Origin of the sequence: Shewanella sp. Pdp11 (genome assembly GCF_002838165.1) — a bacterium.
In the GTDB taxonomy this organism is placed as follows: Bacteria; Pseudomonadota; Gammaproteobacteria; order Enterobacterales; family Shewanellaceae; genus Shewanella; species Shewanella hafniensis.
This window is the reverse complement of the sequence record NZ_CP015194.1, coordinates 4,740,376-4,757,802: the sequence shown is the minus strand read 5'-3', so window position 1 is coordinate 4,757,802 and position 17,427 is coordinate 4,740,376. Positions and strand designations below refer to the sequence as shown.

At 46.2% G+C, this 17,427-nt stretch carries 16 protein-coding genes; 10 read left to right on the top strand and 6 right to left on the bottom strand.

All coding sequences use genetic code 11. The features are described 5' to 3' along the window. Positions 1 to 438: 438 nt before the first annotated feature. A complete protein-coding gene (locus AYJ58_RS20895) occupies positions 439 to 2,301 on the top strand; it encodes a methyl-accepting chemotaxis protein (RefSeq protein WP_106651579.1) in 1,863 nt (620 codons plus the stop codon). A 240-nt stretch (positions 2,302 to 2,541) separates the two neighbouring features. Here the strand turns inward: AYJ58_RS20895 and AYJ58_RS20890 are convergent, their stop codons facing one another. From AYJ58_RS20890 to lolB, 3 genes are all read right to left on the bottom strand, one after another. Beyond that, the gene (locus tag AYJ58_RS20890; protein WP_006080255.1) at positions 2,542 to 3,489 is read right to left on the bottom strand and encodes a ribose-phosphate pyrophosphokinase; all 948 of its coding nucleotides are present in this window, start codon (positions 3,487 to 3,489) and stop codon (positions 2,542 to 2,544) included. A 112-nt stretch (positions 3,490 to 3,601) separates the two neighbouring features. Continuing rightward, on the bottom strand, positions 3,602 to 4,456 hold the full coding sequence (gene ispE, locus AYJ58_RS20885; protein WP_106651578.1) for a 4-(cytidine 5'-diphospho)-2-C-methyl-D-erythritol kinase: 855 nt from the start codon (positions 4,454 to 4,456) through the stop codon (positions 3,602 to 3,604). 1 nt (position 4,457) lies between these two features. Beyond that, the gene (lolB, locus tag AYJ58_RS20880; RefSeq protein WP_106651577.1) at positions 4,458 to 5,102 is read right to left on the bottom strand and encodes a lipoprotein insertase outer membrane protein LolB; all 645 of its coding nucleotides are present in this window, start codon (positions 5,100 to 5,102) and stop codon (positions 4,458 to 4,460) included. Between the two features lie 253 nt (positions 5,103 to 5,355). Between lolB and hemA the strand changes: the two genes are divergently transcribed. From hemA to prmC, 3 genes are read left to right on the top strand one after another with little or no spacing between them, the layout of a single operon-like run. Beyond that, positions 5,356 to 6,606 (top strand): glutamyl-tRNA reductase, encoded by a 1,251-nt coding sequence (hemA, locus tag AYJ58_RS20875; RefSeq protein WP_012090153.1) that lies wholly within the window; start codon positions 5,356 to 5,358, stop codon positions 6,604 to 6,606. A gap of 14 nt (positions 6,607 to 6,620) precedes the next feature. Next, positions 6,621 to 7,712 carry a peptide chain release factor 1 gene (gene prfA / locus AYJ58_RS20870; RefSeq protein WP_106651576.1) on the top strand — a complete coding sequence of 364 codons (1,092 nt, stop codon included), beginning with the start codon at positions 6,621 to 6,623 and terminating at the stop codon, positions 7,710 to 7,712. A gap of 2 nt (positions 7,713 to 7,714) precedes the next feature. After that, on the top strand, positions 7,715 to 8,563 hold the full coding sequence (gene prmC / locus AYJ58_RS20865; RefSeq protein ID WP_106651575.1) for a peptide chain release factor N(5)-glutamine methyltransferase: 849 nt from the start codon (positions 7,715 to 7,717) through the stop codon (positions 8,561 to 8,563). A 134-nt stretch (positions 8,564 to 8,697) separates the two neighbouring features. On the opposite strand, the gene AYJ58_RS20860 is transcribed toward prmC, so the two are convergent. Beyond that, on the bottom strand, positions 8,698 to 9,111 hold the full coding sequence (locus AYJ58_RS20860; RefSeq protein ID WP_106651574.1) for a GNAT family N-acetyltransferase: 414 nt from the start codon (positions 9,109 to 9,111) through the stop codon (positions 8,698 to 8,700). A gap of 118 nt (positions 9,112 to 9,229) precedes the next feature. Between AYJ58_RS20860 and AYJ58_RS20855 the strand changes: the two genes are divergently transcribed. The 6 genes from AYJ58_RS20855 (at position 9,230) to AYJ58_RS20830 (ending at position 15,480) form a co-directional block, all read left to right on the top strand. Beyond that, on the top strand, positions 9,230 to 9,625 hold the full coding sequence (locus AYJ58_RS20855; RefSeq protein ID WP_006080263.1) for a SirB2 family protein: 396 nt from the start codon (positions 9,230 to 9,232) through the stop codon (positions 9,623 to 9,625). Then, positions 9,625 to 10,413, top strand: coding sequence for a SirB1 family protein (locus tag AYJ58_RS20850; RefSeq protein WP_006080264.1), 789 nt, complete (start codon positions 9,625 to 9,627; stop codon positions 10,411 to 10,413). The genes AYJ58_RS20855 and AYJ58_RS20850 overlap by 1 nt, the downstream gene beginning before the upstream one ends. 153 nt (positions 10,414 to 10,566) lie before the next feature. Continuing rightward, positions 10,567 to 11,814 (top strand): DUF819 family protein, encoded by a 1,248-nt coding sequence (locus tag AYJ58_RS20845; RefSeq protein ID WP_106651573.1) that lies wholly within the window; start codon positions 10,567 to 10,569, stop codon positions 11,812 to 11,814. A gap of 64 nt (positions 11,815 to 11,878) precedes the next feature. Continuing rightward, positions 11,879 to 12,727 (top strand): 3-deoxy-8-phosphooctulonate synthase, encoded by an 849-nt coding sequence (gene kdsA, locus AYJ58_RS20840; RefSeq protein ID WP_071938555.1) that lies wholly within the window; start codon positions 11,879 to 11,881, stop codon positions 12,725 to 12,727. 186 nt (positions 12,728 to 12,913) lie between these two features. After that, positions 12,914 to 13,786, top strand: coding sequence for a DMT family transporter (locus tag AYJ58_RS20835; protein WP_106651572.1), 873 nt, complete (start codon positions 12,914 to 12,916; stop codon positions 13,784 to 13,786). A gap of 173 nt (positions 13,787 to 13,959) precedes the next feature. Then, positions 13,960 to 15,480: an EAL domain-containing protein gene (locus tag AYJ58_RS20830; protein ID WP_106651571.1), complete on the top strand. Its 1,521-nt coding sequence runs from the start codon at positions 13,960 to 13,962 to the stop codon at positions 15,478 to 15,480. A gap of 101 nt (positions 15,481 to 15,581) precedes the next feature. Here AYJ58_RS20830 and AYJ58_RS20825 read toward each other — a convergent pair whose 3' ends face one another. Beyond that, positions 15,582 to 16,895, bottom strand: coding sequence for an ammonium transporter (locus tag AYJ58_RS20825; RefSeq protein ID WP_106651570.1), 1,314 nt, complete (start codon positions 16,893 to 16,895; stop codon positions 15,582 to 15,584). Then, positions 16,892 to 17,230: a P-II family nitrogen regulator gene (locus AYJ58_RS20820; protein ID WP_006080270.1), complete on the bottom strand. Its 339-nt coding sequence runs from the start codon at positions 17,228 to 17,230 to the stop codon at positions 16,892 to 16,894. Before AYJ58_RS20820 ends, AYJ58_RS20825 begins: the two co-directional genes overlap by 4 nt. Positions 17,231 to 17,427 lie beyond the last annotated feature (197 nt).

Genomic DNA, 17,427 nt, shown 5'->3' with positions numbered 1-17,427 from the left:
TGTCATTCCCTGCCATAATTATTAAGTGTTGTAGTTTTGACGCACTGAATGCAGCAAAAGGTTTGGAGTCGTAAAAAATATATTTTATTAAGATTCATTATTCAGCGTAACATTTTTGTAATCTGTAGTAGAATCCGCGCGAAATTTACAGTTAAGCTTATGAAGTTATTCATTTTATACCAAGTGGTATTGTAATGTTTTTATCGGCGTTTAAACGGTATCGTTACCAAGGTTAACTCGCATTACTTTGTAAAATATGCCGACAGTATCTTGATGAACTAAGCTAGAAATAATGAGGTGCTTTCGATATGTGAGCTTTTAATCAACAAGCTATCAGAGTATTTGATATGAACTTTTCATGTATTGCTACACTGGCGCTGTTAAAGGCTTAATTTGCAGCTATCTTTTTAAGATAGGTTATTTATTCGGGGACTTTCTATGCTAATCCGCTCAAAGTTGTTACTCAGCGCAGCTGTGTCTATTTCGGCATTAGTTGCCATGTTTGGATTACAACTCCATTCAAATTCGGTTAAGTCGGAGCTCTCGCATGCCGCTCAAAGTGTGCTTGAGTTAGAGCGCGATGTATTGATGCTGCGTAAAAACGAAAAGGATTTCTTCGCTCGCAAGGATTTAAAATATGTCGAATTGCATAAACAAAGCCGCATGGCCATCGACGGTATTGTCCCCGATTTAGAGAAAGTGTTTAAAGATTACGGTGTGTCGACGGCATCACTTGAAGGTTTCGACAGGAATTTAAATCAGTATCAAGTTGCTTTCTCTGAAGTGGTGCAGCTACAGCAGGAGATTGGCTTAACACCTAAAACAGGCTTATATGGTGCATTACGAGCTGCGGTGCATAACGTTGAAACTCTACTGAAGCAATATAATCAGCCCGAACTCGAAGTGGTTATGCTGCAACTGAGACGTAACGAAAAAGATTTTATGCTGCGTCGTGAGCTAAGTTATGTTGAAACCTTCGATACCAATATTGGCAAGTTTAATGACAAACTGCGTTCTTCGAGCTTAGATGTCGATACCCAAGGGAAAATTGCAGAGCTAATTACTCAGTATCAAAAGGATTTCAAAAGCTTAATTAGTAAGGAACAGCAGCTTGGTTTGACTGAGAATGACGGCACTATGGCGCGTGTCTTAGCTGCAAATCAACAAACTGAGAGCAGTACGAGTGACTTGAAAAATTTGGCTCTTAAGGCGATTGATGATGCTGAGAGCAGCAGCGTTAATGTCGGTATTGCGGTGTTTATCTTTATCGCGTTGCTGTTATCTATCATTACCTATTTGATTATCCGCAGTATTATTGCGCCGGTTGAGCGTATCACGCAGATCATTTCTCGTATCGAAGTGAGTAAAGATCTGACCTTGAGATGCGATGCATCAACGCAAGACGAACTTGGCGAAATTGCGCAGCATTTCAATAGTATGGTGAGTAGCTTCCAGCAATTGATTGAGCAAGTGATAGAGTCGGTCGCGACGATTAACACTTCCTGTAAGCGCGTATCTGAAAATGCCATGCTTGCCTCTGAAGGCGTGGGCCAACAGCTCAATGAGACCGATATGGTTGCAACGGCGATAACAGAAATGGGCGCAACCATTGACGAAATTGCTAAAACTACTGAGTTAGCGGCGTTGAAAGCGGGTAAGACGCATGATAATGCGCAAAGCGGTCAATTAGAAGTTGAGCAAACTATCCATAAAATTCAGTCGCTTGCTGAGCAGCTCAATAGCTCTGCTGCGGTCATCGGTGAATTGGAGCGTGACAGTGAGACTATTGGTAGTGTGTTAGATGTGATCCGCGGCATTGCAGAGCAAACTAACCTTTTAGCCTTGAATGCAGCGATTGAAGCTGCACGTGCAGGTGAACAGGGCCGTGGTTTTGCTGTGGTTGCCGATGAAGTGCGTAACTTAGCGATGCGGACACAATCGTCAACCCAAGAGATTGCGAACATTATTCAGACCTTACAGACGCGGACTCGCTCGATTGTACAATTGATGGAATCGAGCCAAAAACAAGGTGTTGAGAGCGCGGAGCAAGCGGCAAGTGCTGGTGCCTTACTTAAGCTTATCAATACCGATGTGCGTAATATCATGGATATGAGTACTCAAATTGCTGCGGCGATTGAAGAGCAAAGCATGGTGGCGGCCGAAGTGAATAAGAACGTGGTAGTGATCCGCGATATCGCCGAGGAATCCTCCCATGCGGCAGATGCGAATGCGTCGGCATCGGATGAGCTGAAAGCGCAGGCTGAATTCTTATTCCGTGCGGTCAGTAATTTTAAAATCTAATATTTAAAAGCCAATGCTAATCTGATGAGCAAAAGCTAGCTTAGAAAATACACTAACAAAAACGCACTCCGAGGAGTGCGTTTTTATGTCTGAGTGATTAGCTCTGCAAGCTTAGTTATTCGTTAAAACAGCACACTGTACATTGGAACCACTCAGATTAGTCAGAACGTTCTGTGACTATGATGAGTGACAGAACTACTAGTGACGGAACTATTAGTGACGGAACATGGCAGAAATAGACTAGTGACGGAACATGGCAGAAATAGACTCTTCGTTGCTTACGCGACGAATTGCCTCAGCCAGTACCGCAGACATAGTTAACTGAGTCACTTTAGCCACTTTCAACATTTCTGGGCTTAAAGGAACAGTGTCAGTCACAATCACTTCATCAATCACTGAGTTAGCGATATTTTCAGCCGCTTTGCCAGAGAATACTGGGTGAGTTGCGTAAGCAAATACGCGGTTCGCACCATGTTCTTTTAAGGCTTCAGCCGCTTTACACAGAGTGCCGCCTGTGTCGATCATATCGTCAACGATAATGCAGTCACGACCTTGAACATCACCAATGATGTGCATAACCTGCGCAACGTTCGCTTGTGGGCGACGTTTATCAATGATCGCTAAATCAGAATCATCGAGCAGTTTTGCTACTGCGCGAGCGCGAACAACACCACCGATGTCTGGAGAAACAACCACTGGATTATCTAAGTTCTTCGCTAACATATCTTCTAGCAGCACTGGGCTACCAAATACGTTATCAACAGGAACATCGAAGAAACCTTGGATTTGCTCAGCGTGCAGGTCACAGGTCAGAACGCGGTCAACACCCACGCTAGACAGGAAATCGGCAACCACTTTTGCAGTAATAGGTACACGGGCGCTACGAACGCGACGGTCTTGACGAGCATAACCAAAGTAAGGAATAACGGCTGTGATACGGCCAGCTGATGCACGGCGCAGCGCGTCAACCATCACGATGAGTTCCATCAGGTTGTCGTTTGTCGGCGCGCAAGTGGATTGGATGATGAACACATCGGCTCCACGTACATTTTCGTTAATTTGGACACTGATTTCACCATCGCTGAAACGACCAACCACTGCGTCTCCGAGTTTGCAAAATAGACGATCGGCTATCTTTTTAGCGAGACTGGGGGTGGCGTTCCCAGCAAAGAGCTTGATGTCGGGCACTGTATGAACCTCAGGCGTTTGCTTTATATTTTAGTGGCTAGAGTAACGACGATGTAGGGACGGGAGGAACCCGAGGCGTTATCGTTAAGTGGTTACTCTAGAAGAAAGTAGTTTAAGGGTGATTGAGTCGCGTGATGAGCGGCGAAATATTCATCCCTTGTGCAACAAATCCTTGCATTTCAGACGGTAATTTCGCCAAGGCTGCGAGAGCTTGTTGCTGTTGTGTGAATTCCCCGAACACGCATGCGCCTGTTCCTGTCATTCTCGACGGCGCATATTCTAGCAGCCAGCCTAATGCCTTGGCAACTTGAGGGTATTTAGAAACGACGAGTTTTTGGCAATCATTTGCCCAAGGTTGGCTCATTAAGGTATCTATGGCCAGTTTCGGGGTATCACGCGGTAAAAGTGGATCTTGGAATACTTCAGCGGTGGAAACATGCGCATCGGGAGCTATGACTAAGTACCAAGGCTCACTCGGATTTACCGCTTGTAAGCGTTCACCTACACCTTCGGCAAAAGCGGCGAAACCATGAATAAAAACAGGAATATCGGCACCCAATTTAAGGCCGATTCTTGCCAATTCTTCGGTTGATAATTGGGTATGCCATAACGTGTTCAATGCCACTAATGTGGTGGCTGCATCGGACGAGCCGCCACCTAAACCGCCGCCCATGGGCAGTCGTTTATCTAGCCAGATCTCAGCGCCGCCTTTAAAGCCTGTGGTTTGCTGTAATGATTTTGCGGCTCGCAGAATTAAGTTATCGCTGTCAGCGACAACGCCCGACATATTGGAGTGCAAAATCAGTTCAGGGGTTTCAGTGACCTTAAAATCGAGCATGTCGCAGCAATCGATAAACTGAAACAAGGTTTGCAGTTCGTGGTAACCGTCGGCGCGGCGGCCATTAATGTGTAAAAACAAGTTGAGCTTGGCTGGCGCAGGCCAATTGCGGGAAATTGCAGCGGGCATCTTAAGGTTGTTCTCCGACTAAGATCGCGGGCTTGCCAAGAGCTTGCCATTGATTCAGCTGTAGTTTGAGTTGTAAATCGCCACGTTCAAGCTTTAATTGATGAGGCACACTGGCGCCGCTTTGGGATTGCCAACTTAAAAATGCGACCTGCCAAGGTGGCGGAGTTTGAGTATTGGTGAGCTGTTTAGGTTTGCCTTGGCTATCGCGTTCGACGATCTCATCGTTGGGGCCAATTTGGCCAGTGATCCACAAAGGTAAATCGGCTAAGGGAATGGACCAGCCGCTGACGCGCTCGAGTAAACGCTGGGCGTTATCGTCGCGAAAGTCTTTGCCATCGATATGCAAATGGGCCGAGTTCGGGGTTGAGTTAAGCGTCAACACAGTTGTACCCAGCATAGTGGTGAGTGTCAGCTCATCGCGATCTTCACTGTGGCGCCAGTAGATATTCGCGCTGAGCTTATCGTCAGGAGTTTTTATCGCCAGTTTTCCCTGTAATTCCCAAGCGCTTGCTTGGCGCGCATCGGTGACTGTGATTGGGCTTAGGTCAGTCATCGGCGGCAAGGTTTCACACCCCGCCAGCAAAAGTAGGGCGCTTAAGGTAAAACAAGAGAAAATGGTTTTTGTGAGGCGCTTCAAATTATTCATCTATGACTGATATACCAAAGTCCTTATGATACGAGGGCTTGGAAAGAATACCAATGCCAAACGTAAAATTTCCATCGGCGGTCACTTAGATTTGCTCCCTTGGGACAAATTTTGCCTTACCTATTCTTGATAGAAAATTTAGGTAAGAAGTTAGACCTTTATTCGGTTTTGTTAAGCGTATTCTGTTTTTAGTTGGGCCAATTCAGTAGAATGCCCTTATTAAGAGAGTCGCCAAGAATCTAGAAAGAGTCAGATGAGCCTTGTAGCAATCGGTATTAACCATAAAACAGCCACGGTAGACCTGCGTGAGAAAGTTGCCTTCTCTCCGGACAAAATTCATGACGCTATGAAGAGTCTGGCCAGTCGTACACGCTCAGGTGAAGCCGTTATTGTCTCGACCTGTAATCGCACTGAGTTGTATTGCAACAACGGCGATGAGGCCGACATTATTGCGTGGCTTGAAGAATATCACGGCCTTGATCATAAGGACGTCGCCCCTTGTCTCTATAATTATCATGGTCAAGATGCCGTCAGGCATTTGATGCGTGTGGCTTCTGGGCTCGATTCGTTGATCTTGGGTGAGCCGCAAATTCTCGGTCAAGTTAAGCAAGCGTTTGTTAAGGCCAAAGAGGCTGGAACGGTTGCGCTAACCATAGATAGACTCTTTCAGAATACTTTTTCAGTTGCCAAGAAAGTTCGCACCGACACTGAAATTGGCGCCGCCGCAGTGTCAGTGGCATTTGCGGCTGTTAGCATGGCGAAACATATTTTCTCATCCATATCGACCACAAAAGTGCTATTGATTGGCGCGGGTGAAACCATAGAGCTGGTTGCTAAGCATCTTAAAGACAACGGCGTGGCTTCTATGGTGGTGGCAAACCGGACGTTAGAACGTGCTCAAGGCATGTGTGAGGAGTTTGGCGCAACAGCAATTACACTGGCACAGATACCAGATTATCTCCCAAAAGCCGATATCGTGATATCCTCTACCGCCAGCCCTTTGCCTATCTTAGGTAAAGGCATGGTCGAAAAAGCGCTAAAGCAGCGTCGCCATCAACCTATGTTATTGGTTGATATAGCAGTTCCCCGGGATATTGAGCCGGAAGTCGCCGATTTGGATGACGCGTTTCTGTATACAGTGGACGACCTGCATAGCATTATTGAACAGAATATGGCTTCTCGAAAAGAAGCCGCCGAGCAAGCTGAAGTAATTACTGAAGAACAATCATTCCTATTTATGGATTGGATCCGTTCTTTAGAGTCGGTCGATAGTATTCGCGAGTATCGCAGCCAGAGCATGGCGGTAAAAGATGAGTTAGTAGAACGTGCCCTGAATAAACTAGCCCAGGGCTCAGACACTGAGCAGGTATTGATTGAACTAGCCAATCGCCTGACCAATAAACTTATCCACGCACCGACACAGGCCCTCACGGCAGCGAGTCGTCAGGGCGATTTGAATACTCTCGGTCAGTTAAGATCAGCGCTTGGATTAGATAAACACTAAGGTTAGCGAGTTAAATGAAGGAATCCGTTATCCGCAAGCTGGAAGGCTTGCTCGAGCGCAATGAAGAAGTCATGGCTTTGCTGGGTGATGCTAGCGTCATTTCTGATCAAGACAGGTTTCGTGCGTTATCGAAAGAATATGCCCAGTTAGAAGACGTTGTTGCTGGCTTTAAAGCCTATCAGCAAGCGCAGGCCGATCTCGATTCTGCCAAAGAAATGCTGGAAGAAGACGATGCAGAAATGCGCGAAATGGCGCAGGAAGAGATGAAAGCCGCTAAGGCCAAACTCGAGCATCTTGAAGATGAACTGCAAATTCTTTTACTGCCAAAAGATCCCGACGACGATAAAAACGCCTTCGTTGAGATCCGCGCAGGTGCAGGCGGTGATGAAGCCGCTATTTTTGCGGGCGATTTGTTCCGTATGTACAGCCGTTATGCTGAAGCGAATCGCTGGCAGATCGAAATCATGAGCTGTAACGAAGGCGAACATGGTGGCTTTAAAGAAGTGATCATGAAGGTGAGTGGTGACGGCGTATACGGCAAACTTAAGTTTGAATCCGGCGGTCACCGCGTACAACGTGTGCCAGAAACCGAATCCCAAGGTCGTGTGCATACTTCTGCGGTGACTGTGGTTGTACTGCATGAAGTGCCTGAAGCGGAAGCGATTTCAATCAATCCAGCCGATCTGAAAGTTGATACTTTCCGTTCATCGGGTGCGGGTGGTCAGCACGTTAACAAAACTGATTCTGCCATTCGTATTACCCACATTCCAACAGGGATAGTGGTGGAATGCCAAGATCAACGCTCGCAACATAAGAACCGTGCCCAAGCCATGAGTGTTCTGGCCGCACGTATTCAAGCTGTTGAAGACGAAAAACGCCGTAGCGCCGAAGAATCGACCCGTCGTAGTCTGGTTGCCAGTGGCGATCGCTCCGAACGTGTACGTACTTACAACTTCCCGCAAGGCCGCGTGAGCGAACACCGCATCAACTTGACCTTATATCGCTTGAACGAAGTGATGGAAGGCGATCTCGATGCTATTTTATTGCCTCTGATGCAAGAGCATCAAGCCGATCAGTTAGCCGCACTGGCTGACGAGCAGGGGTAATTTTGTCAGATCAATCTAGCATAGCCGAAGCCCTGCAATGGGCTTATGTGCAGTTAGCATCAACCTCTGAATCCGCTCATCTGGATGCAGAGGTTTTGTTGTTATATTGCCTCAATAAAAGCCGCAGCTATTTGTATACTTGGCCTGAAAAATCCCTAACGGTTGAACAGTGGAAACGCTTTCAGCAAATGGTACAGAAACGCCAAAAAGGCGTACCTGTGGCACATATTGTCGGTGAGCGCGAATTTTGGTCGTTGCCTTTTATCGTCAACGACACCACTTTGATCCCGCGTCCTGATACGGAAATTCTGGTTGAAACCGCCTTGAACATGCCGCTTTCAACCTATGCCAAAGTGCTCGACTTAGGTACTGGCACTGGGGCTATTGCGTTGGCGTTAGCGTCTGAGCGTGAGTCATGGCAAATCACCGCGGTCGATAAAGTCGATGATGCCGTGGCTTTGGCTATCGCGAACCGTGAGAATTTAAAGCTGCCGCAGGTCGACATTCTTCAAAGCGATTGGTTTAGCGCGGTAAAGTCGCGTGACTTTGATTTAATCGTCTCAAACCCACCTTATATTGATGAAGCAGACGAACATTTGCACCAAGGTGATGTGCGTTTCGAGCCCCAAAGCGCGTTAACCGCCGCCGAGGAAGGCTTTGCCGATCTTTACTATATTGCCAACACTGCCCGAGATTACTTAAAGCCTAACGGCTATATTCTGCTGGAACATGGTTTTGAACAGGCGGTAAAACTCAGGGCTAAACTTATCGAACTGGGCTATGAGAATGTCGCCACAGTGCGAGACTTTGGCAGTAATGACAGATGCACTATGGGTAAATGGGCGGAGTAACGGGTTGCTTTAAGTGAAGGTATTTACCCTGTTATACCGATTTATCGAACGCCATTGGTTATTGCCAATGGCGTTTTTGTTTTCTAAAGAGTCAGTTTAAGCAGATGTAAGGTTAAAATCGCCAACCTCAAACATCACAACACTTTTACCATAAAGAATTTACTGCCGGTTTCTGGGTAGGCTTGTTGTATCCATTGTACGCGATAGCCGTGGCGCTCATAGAAGGGCTTAGCTTGAAAATCTAAGGTATCGAGCAGGGCAAATTGGCAGCCGCGCGCTTTTGCTTGGCTTTCTGCTTCTAATAGCAAGCGCGTGCCGATTTTTTGGTGTCTTAGGGTACCATCGACCCACAGATACTCAATCAACAACCAATTGCCGAAGGTTTTGCCGCTTATTCCCGCTAACAGTTTACCTTCGGTATCTTGTAATTTGAGGCCGAGATTTTTACGGCTAAGCCCTTGCCATTGGACTTGGTTGAACTCGATGATTTTTTGTTTTATGGCATCGGCGAACTCGGTTGATTCATCATTAATTAAGCTTAAATTCATCGTCTATTCTCGTTTGATTTTTTATGATGTTAGCTCTGACTATCAGGCTGATAGGCATTGGTATGCCGTCACGGATTAGGGTAAACTAGCGCCTTTGTCACTGACCATAAGTATCGTAATGGAAACTTTTTACAGTCTATATCCTGCGGTTAAACATCTGCATTTTACCTTTATCGCGTTGAGCGTGTTGCTGCTTACCGTGCGCTTTGTTCTGCATCTGCGCCAATCGGCTTTGATGGAGAAGAAACTGCTCAAGATAGCGCCCCATGTTATCGACACTTTCTTATTGCTGTCGGGTTTAACCCTGTGTTTTATGATCCAACAATTTCCTTTTGTGGATCCTTGGATGACCGAAAAAATCGGTGCTGTAGTTGCTTACATTGTCCTAGGTGCGATTGCCATAAAGGCAAACAGAAACAAGTTGTTCAAAGTATTTGCTTACTTAGGCGCGATAGGCTGGTTGGTTTATGCTGCTAAATTGGCTCATTTTAAACAAGCGGTATTATTGGGTTAATGGGTAACTACACTCTGCAAGATGGCATTTCATTGCCCGAGTCGGCATTGGATGTAGGTGCGCACCTTGGATTTTCTAAGCTTGAAGCCGCTAAATGGGCTTGGTTTGAAATGGCGGGAGCCGTCTTAAGTCATTACTTGGTTGACCAACAACAGCGTTTTAATGCGCTGTTGCATTGGTTTTACGAGGATTTAGGCTTTTGTGTCCGCGATAACTACTTTAGTACTGAGGCGGCGGATTTAGGCACTTGCTTGATTAGCCGCCAAGGGAATAGCACTACGCTGGCAACTGTCTTGATGTTACTGGCGAAGCAGTTAGATCTTGAGCTTGAACCAATATTACTACCTGGTAATACTGTGCTGCGTTGCAAGATTGCCGGTGAAGTGAGTTATCTGGATCCTTTGACAGGCAAGGAGCTCAGCCGTCACCAGTTGCATGTGTTAGTGCGCGGCGAGTTAGGCAATGCGGCCGAGCTTAAGGCGAGTTACTTAAAACCAGCAACGGTGAAAAAACTGCTGACGCGCATGCTGCATGAGCTAAAAGCGGGTTGCATAGTGTCGCATCAATTTGAGGCGGCGATGGAATGTTGCAGCCTGCTATTGCAATGGCATAGCGATGATGTGCACCTCAATCGTGAGCGAGCCTTTATCGCCCAGCAGCTAGGTTGTATTAATGTGGCGGCTGCTGATTTGCAGCACTTTGTCGATAACAGCCCCCACGATCCCGTGATAGAAATCGTGAAGATGCAGCTCAAAGAATTAAATGAGCACGCCGAGATTTACCATTAAAGCAGAGCCTTTCGGGGCTCTTCTTATTTATCAACTGTTCAATCCAATCAGCAAAATAATAATACTGGGCAGATGGAAGTTTGACCCAGGGACTTAAAGGTTAAGTCTCTAATAAAAATAAAATAATAACTGTATTAACAGGGAGAAATTAGCATGACAAGCACGGCCTTAGTGACGAACGATGCCACGGCGTTAGGGATACTCACGACAATTCTAGGTTTTGTATTTTATACCAGCAGCAGTAGTCATCCTTTTTGGCAGAAGTTTTATCGTTTTATTCCCGCCCTTTTGTTGTGCTATTTCTTGCCATCATTATTGAATACCTTTGGGGTGATCGACGGTAATACCTCACAACTGTATTTTGTGGCGTCACGTTATTTACTGCCAGCTTGTTTAGTCTTGTTGATTTTAAGTGTTGATTTAAAAGCGATTTTAAGTTTAGGGCCAAAAGCCTTAATCATGTTCTTAACCGGCACTGTCGGCATTGTCATCGGTGGCCCGATTGCTTTGCTGTTAGTGTCTGTTATCGAGCCTTCTTTAATCGGGGTAGATGGTCCCGATGCAGTATGGCGCGGCATGACGACTTTAGCTGGAAGCTGGATTGGTGGCGGCGCAAACCAAGCGGCGATGAAAGAAATCTATGTAGTCGGTGGCAATATTTTCTCTGTGATGGTGACAGTCGATGTGATTGTCGCCAATATCTGGATGGCCGTGTTGCTATTTATGGCCTCAAAGGCGAAAGAAATCGATGCCAGAACGGGTGCCGATACCTCAGCAATTGAAGCGTTAAAAGAAAAAGTTGAAAAGTATCACGCTGAAAATGCACGCATTCCTAATCTGCGCGATCTTATGCTGATTGTCGCCGTTGGCTTTGGGATCACTGGTATCGCCCACATAGCCGCCGATTTCCTTGGGCCATTTTTTGAAGCGAACTACCCTTGGACCGAAGATTACAGCTTAACCTCTAAGTTTTTCTGGTTAGTGGTGATAGTCACAACCATTGGTTTGGCGATGTCCTTCAGCCCAGTACGCCATTTAGAGGCGGCGGGGGCATCGAAAGTGGCGTCGGCCTTCCTTTACATTCTAGTGGCGACGATTGGTCTGCATATGGATGTGAGTAAAGTGCTCGACACACCTTTGTACTTTTTAATCGGTATTGTGTGGATGATAGTGCATGCTGGCTTTATGTTATTGGTGGCTAAGTTGATAAAAGCGCCGCTGTTTTACATGGCCGTGGGTAGTCAAGCAAATGTCGGCGGTGCGGCATCTGCCCCTGTTGTTGCTGCGGCATTTCACCCCGCTTTAGCGCCTGTTGGTGTGTTGTTAGCCGTATTTGGTTATGCGTTAGGGACTTACATGGCGTGGCTCTGTGGTCAACTTTTACAGCTAGTTGCAGCATAGCGGCCTTAGCCCTATATTCAGTTCATCGCTGGGAAAGGTTCCAGCATTTTAGAGAGAAGTTGCGATGAGTAATAAAATCATAAACCTAGGTTCAATCGAGATTGCTAACGATAAACCTTTCGTGTTGTTTGGTGGCATGAACGTGCTTGAGTCTCGCGATCTCGCTATGTCGATTGCTGAAACCTACGCCGAAGTGACCCAAAAACTGGGTATTCCTTATGTGTTTAAGGCGTCCTTTGATAAGGCGAATCGCTCTTCAATCAACTCCTACCGTGGCCCAGGTATGGAAGAAGGTTTGAAGATTTTTGAAGAAATCAAAAAGACCTTTAACTTACCTTTGATCACTGACGTGCATGAAGTACACCAGTGTGCACCTGTTGCTGAAGTGGTTGATATCATTCAGTTGCCAGCATTCTTGGCCCGTCAGACAGATCTGGTTGTCGCTATGGCAAAAACCGGCGCTATCATTAACGTGAAAAAGCCACAGTTTTTAGCGCCGCACGAAATGCGCCACATCATCACTAAGTTTAACGAAGCGGGTAATGACGAGATCATCCTGTGTGAACGTGGTTCAAGCTTCGGCTATAACAACTTAGTCGTTGATATGTTGGGCATGGATGAGATGAAACAATCTGGTTACCCTGTCATTTTCGATGCGACCCATGCGCTGCAACGCCCTGGTGGCCGTGCCGATTCTGCGGGCGGGCGTCGTGCACAGGCGACCGAGTTAGCGCGCAGTGGTATGGCGCTAGGTTTAGCGGGTCTATTCATAGAAGCCCATCCCGATCCTGATAACGCTAAGTGCGACGGCCCTTGTGCGCTGCCTTTGCATCAGTTAGAAAATTATCTGAAGCAGATGAAAGCAATCGATGATTTGGTTAAGTCTTTCGATCCCATAGATACCAGCAAGTAATCGCAAGCTAAGACTTAATGAATTAGTAACTAAATCTCAAAGCCCCGACTCGTTCGGGGCTTTGTTTTTCAGCAGAAAAAATTAGACTGCCATCACCCCATGGCTATCTGAAACATGAATGTTTTATGATGAGGCTTGCCTAACTCTCGTCTCTATTGCCGACCTCATTCTTTACGGAATACCTACATGTGGATCTTATTAACTTTGCTGGCGGCATTTATGCAGGCTTGGCGTAATGCGTTTCAAAGCCAGCTCAGTAAAGAGGTGAGTGTTGCGGGTGTGACCTTAGCGCGTTTTATTTGGGCAGGGCCTATTGCTGCCGTGTACCTAGCAGGTTTATATCTTTGGCAGGATGTCGGTATCCCCGATTTTAGCGGCCGTTTTATCGGTTTTATTTTAGGTGCATCGGCGATGCAAATCCTAGCAACAGGTTTGATGGTAAAACTGTTCAAGCAACAGAACTTTGCCATTGGGGCAGGGCTAGCAAAGAGCGAAGCTGTCGTTGCGGCGATATTAGGGACAGTGTTTTTTGGGACGCATTTATCGCCATTAGGTTGGTCAGGTGTATTGCTAGGTGGTGTGGCAATTTTTTTGATGAGTGCCAAACAAGGCCTTCGAAGTCTGTCGCTCAATACGGTATTGATTGGTTTAGCCTGTGGTACTTCGTTTGCGCTAACATCGCTTTGGGTGCGGGAGGCGAGTTTGCGTTTGAATATCGGCTTTCCCCATAGCGCCGCTTGGGTACTGTTATTCGTGATCAGCTTACAGACGCTGTTGTTAGTCAGTTATCTGTTAATTAAGGATAAATCCACACTGACAGCGTTATGGCAGCGTCCCAAGCTAACTTTACTCACCAGTACCGCCAGTTGTTTAGGTTCTATCGGCTGGTTTAGTGCTATGTCGCTACAGGCTGTGCCTTATGTGAAGACTTTAGGTCAAGTTGAAGTCTTCTTTATGATCTTGATTGCCACTTTTTGGTTGAAGGAAAAAGTACAGATAAAAGATATGCTAGGGTTAGTCTTGATCGCTATGGCCGCCATTTTAGTGATGTGGGAATAGTTTAAAACTCCTTGATGTCATTCTGATTTTTTATACTAGAATAAAATGCGATTTAGCCTGTTTATATCAAGCTGACATGAACTGAGATACAAACATATACATACCTTACAACTTAGATTTTGATACCATTTTTAACCGTGTGCTGTGCGAGTTAAGGAACTAAACAGAGAACTATGCGAAGAAAAATAGCAAAATTAAATCTGCCATTATGGCAATGGCTGGCAGTGATATTGTTTCCCATTGGGGTTGCTGTGGTAGCAAGTTATCTCTCTGCACAGTATTTTGTGGAAGATAAAGTCAAAGGTGTGGGGGCGATTTATGTTGGTCACATTGATACTTTAATCTCTCATGCCGATGAAATCAGCCATTATGCATTGGCATTGAAGGATTCTGAGTGCCAAGAGTTATACAACTATATGTTGTTCCAACCTTACTTCCGCTCTGCTTTAATATTTGATTCACAACGTGTTTATTGCTCATCTAAAACAGGTGATATTGACGTACCTTTAGGCATAGTCAGTGCCACTGAAAATCTTGAAATACCTAACCAGTTTATTATTGGCGGCACGCCTTTTATGCCTGAGGTGCCAGCGATAGTGGCATCAAACTGGGAACCGGTATCTCAGCATGGCGCCGCTGTGATTATTGAAGGGAAATATTTAGTAGATTCCTTTGTACAGCCCGATGTGTTCCCTAGCGCTGTTGTGAATGTTGCTTTAGCAATCAATGGTAAAACGATTCCAGAGTCACTCGGATTTGTGAAAAATGAGGTGATGACGCTCGATTCTGATAAGCATAATTTTTCAGTGTTACTAGAAATGTCACCTGCTTTTTTCTGGCATTTCTTTTGGATATTTTTGGCCATCTCTTTGCCCGTTAGTATCGGCTTGATTACGGGGACTATCCTATTTGTGCTCTATTCAAGGGTCACTCGCCATTCCCTCGCCGATGACATTCGCAGTGGGATAGAAAACGAAGAGTTTTTCTTAGTTTATCAGCCAGTGATTTGTGCCGAGGATGGTAAGGCCAAAGGCGTTGAAGCATTAGTGCGTTGGCAGCATCCGCAAATGGGCTTAGTGCGGCCTGATTTGTTTATACCCATTGCCGAAGAGGGTAAGTTAATCGTCCCATTGACTAACTATATCTTTGAGCGGGCATTAAAAGATTTTGCCGATATGAAGGTCGAACCGGGTTTTAGAATTGCGTTTAACGTGGCGCCAGAACACTTTACGCAGGATGATATTGAGTCGAAATTTATTCATTTGCGGGATTCACTGGAACGCATTGGCGTTAAGCCTTTGATTGAAATCACCGAACGGCAATTATTAACGCCGGATATTTGCCAGCGCATTGAAAGCTTACGCCAGTTGGGGATTCTAGTGGCCATCGATGACTTTGGTACTGGGCAAACCACTTTATCCCTGCTGCAAACGATGCCGTTAGACTATCTGAAAATTGATAAATGTTTTATCGATACCATAGGACAAGATTCTGTCACTTCCCATGTGCTTGATACTATTATTGAACTTTCCCATAAGATGAATTATGTCGTGGTGGCAGAAGGGGTTGAGACGCAGGAGCAGGCGGATTATTTAACCAGTCGCCAAGTGCATTTTTTACAAGGATATCTTTTTGCTAAGCCGATGAAGCTGGCTGATTTAAAGTTATGGTTAGTCGAGCATTTTAAACGTTAGCATCATCAAACTAGTCAGCAATAAGGGCACTTAGGTGCCCTTATTGCTGCTCAGGCGTTATAGCTCAAGTTGTAGCCGAAAGCGTTTAAAGACTATAGCGCTTAAAGACTATAACCAGTTTCTTCGTGTTCCGATAAATCTAAGCCGTTTACTTCTTGCTCAGTGCTGACACGCAGGCCGCCGAGTAGCTTGCGGATTATCACAAATAGTAACCAAGTGACGACTGCTGTATAAGTGAATGTTGCCGCGACCCCGATAATCTGTACCCCAAGTTGGTCTATCATGGTTTCGTTCACGGCCGCAAAACCGTAGCCGCTGAAGACGCCTAATTGGGTCGAGCTAAACACGCCGGCTAAAAGGGTTCCGAGAATGCCGCCGACCCCGTGCACGGGGAAAACGTCTAAGGAGTCATCGATCTTTAGTTTCTGTTTGATATAGACCGTTGAGTAAAAACACACGATCCCGCCGAGTAAACCAATCACTAAGGCACCCGCAGGGCCAACATAACCAGACGCCGGAGTGATAGTGCCTAAGCCTGCTACCATGCCAGTGACTATGCCAAGGGCGCTGGGTTTGCCAAATTTAATCCACTCAATTGCTGCCCAAGTCATCGCGCCCATAGAAGCGGCTAGATGAGTTGCTAGAATCGCCATGGCTGCAGTGCCATTGGCGCCAAGCGCGCTACCACCATTAAAACCGAACCAACCGACCCACAGCATGCCCGCACCTGTGACTGTCATGGTGAGGTTGTGTGGCATAATCGCTGAGTTTAAAAATCCCTTGCGCGGACCTAGCACTTTAGCGGCCACGAGCGCTGCAACCCCGGCGGTAATATGCACTACGGTTCCGCCCGCGAAATCATACAGTCCTAGCTGGGCTAACCAGCCACCGCCCCACACCCAGTGGGTGATCGGCGCATAAACCAATAATAACCATGCTCCAGAAAAGATGAGCACGGCCGAAAATTTCATTCGCTCGGCAAAGCCACCGATGATCAATGCTGGCGTTATAATGGCAAAGGTCATTTGAAATAGCATAAACAGGGGCTCAGGAATATCCCCACTGAGACTATCTCGGCCAATGCCCGACAGTAATGCTTTACCTAAGCCACCGATAAAACTATTGCCCGCATCGAAGGCGAGCGAATAACCTATGGCAAACCATAAAACGGAGGCAAGGGCGGCGATCGAGAAGCATTGCATCAAGATCGAGAGCACGTTCTTGCTGCGCACTAAGCCGCCATAAAACAAGGCTAATCCGGGTAAGGTCATCAACAACACCAGCGCGGATGAGCTTAAGACCCACGCAGTATTTGCGGCGCTGAACTGACCCTCATCGGCGACAGCATTGGTCGCCAACATACTGAATAATATCAATAGATATTTAAAACTGAGTCTGAAGTTCGCTAGCATCATAGGGCGTCCACTCCTTCTTCCGAAGTGCGAATGCGCACGACTTGTTGGAGTTCGGTCACAAAAATTTTGCCATCGCCGACTTTGCCCGTATGGGCAGCGGCAATAATGGCTTCGATGACGGCTTCTTCTTGATCTGAGTGAATGGCGACTTCGAGCTTCATCTTAGGTAAAAAGTCCACTGCGTATTCGGCGCCACGATATAACTCAGTATGGCCCTTTTGACGGCCAAAGCCGCGCACTTCAGTAACAGTCATGCCATGGACGTTCAGCTGCGTTAAGGCTTCACGTACATCGTCTAATTTGAACGGTTTAATGATTGCAGTGACCAGTTTCAATTTTCTCTCCAACAAACTTCAGGCTCAATTTATTGGAATAAAGCAGGAATCAGGCCATATAAACAAAGCATTTATTATCATTGTGTTAACATTCAGTCGCACCGAAATTGCATGAAAGATTGATGCAAAACGGTGCAAGACAGAATTTAATCGCCCTGAATTGGTGCGTTTTATTGGTGCAAGTTAAGTGTCGCTGA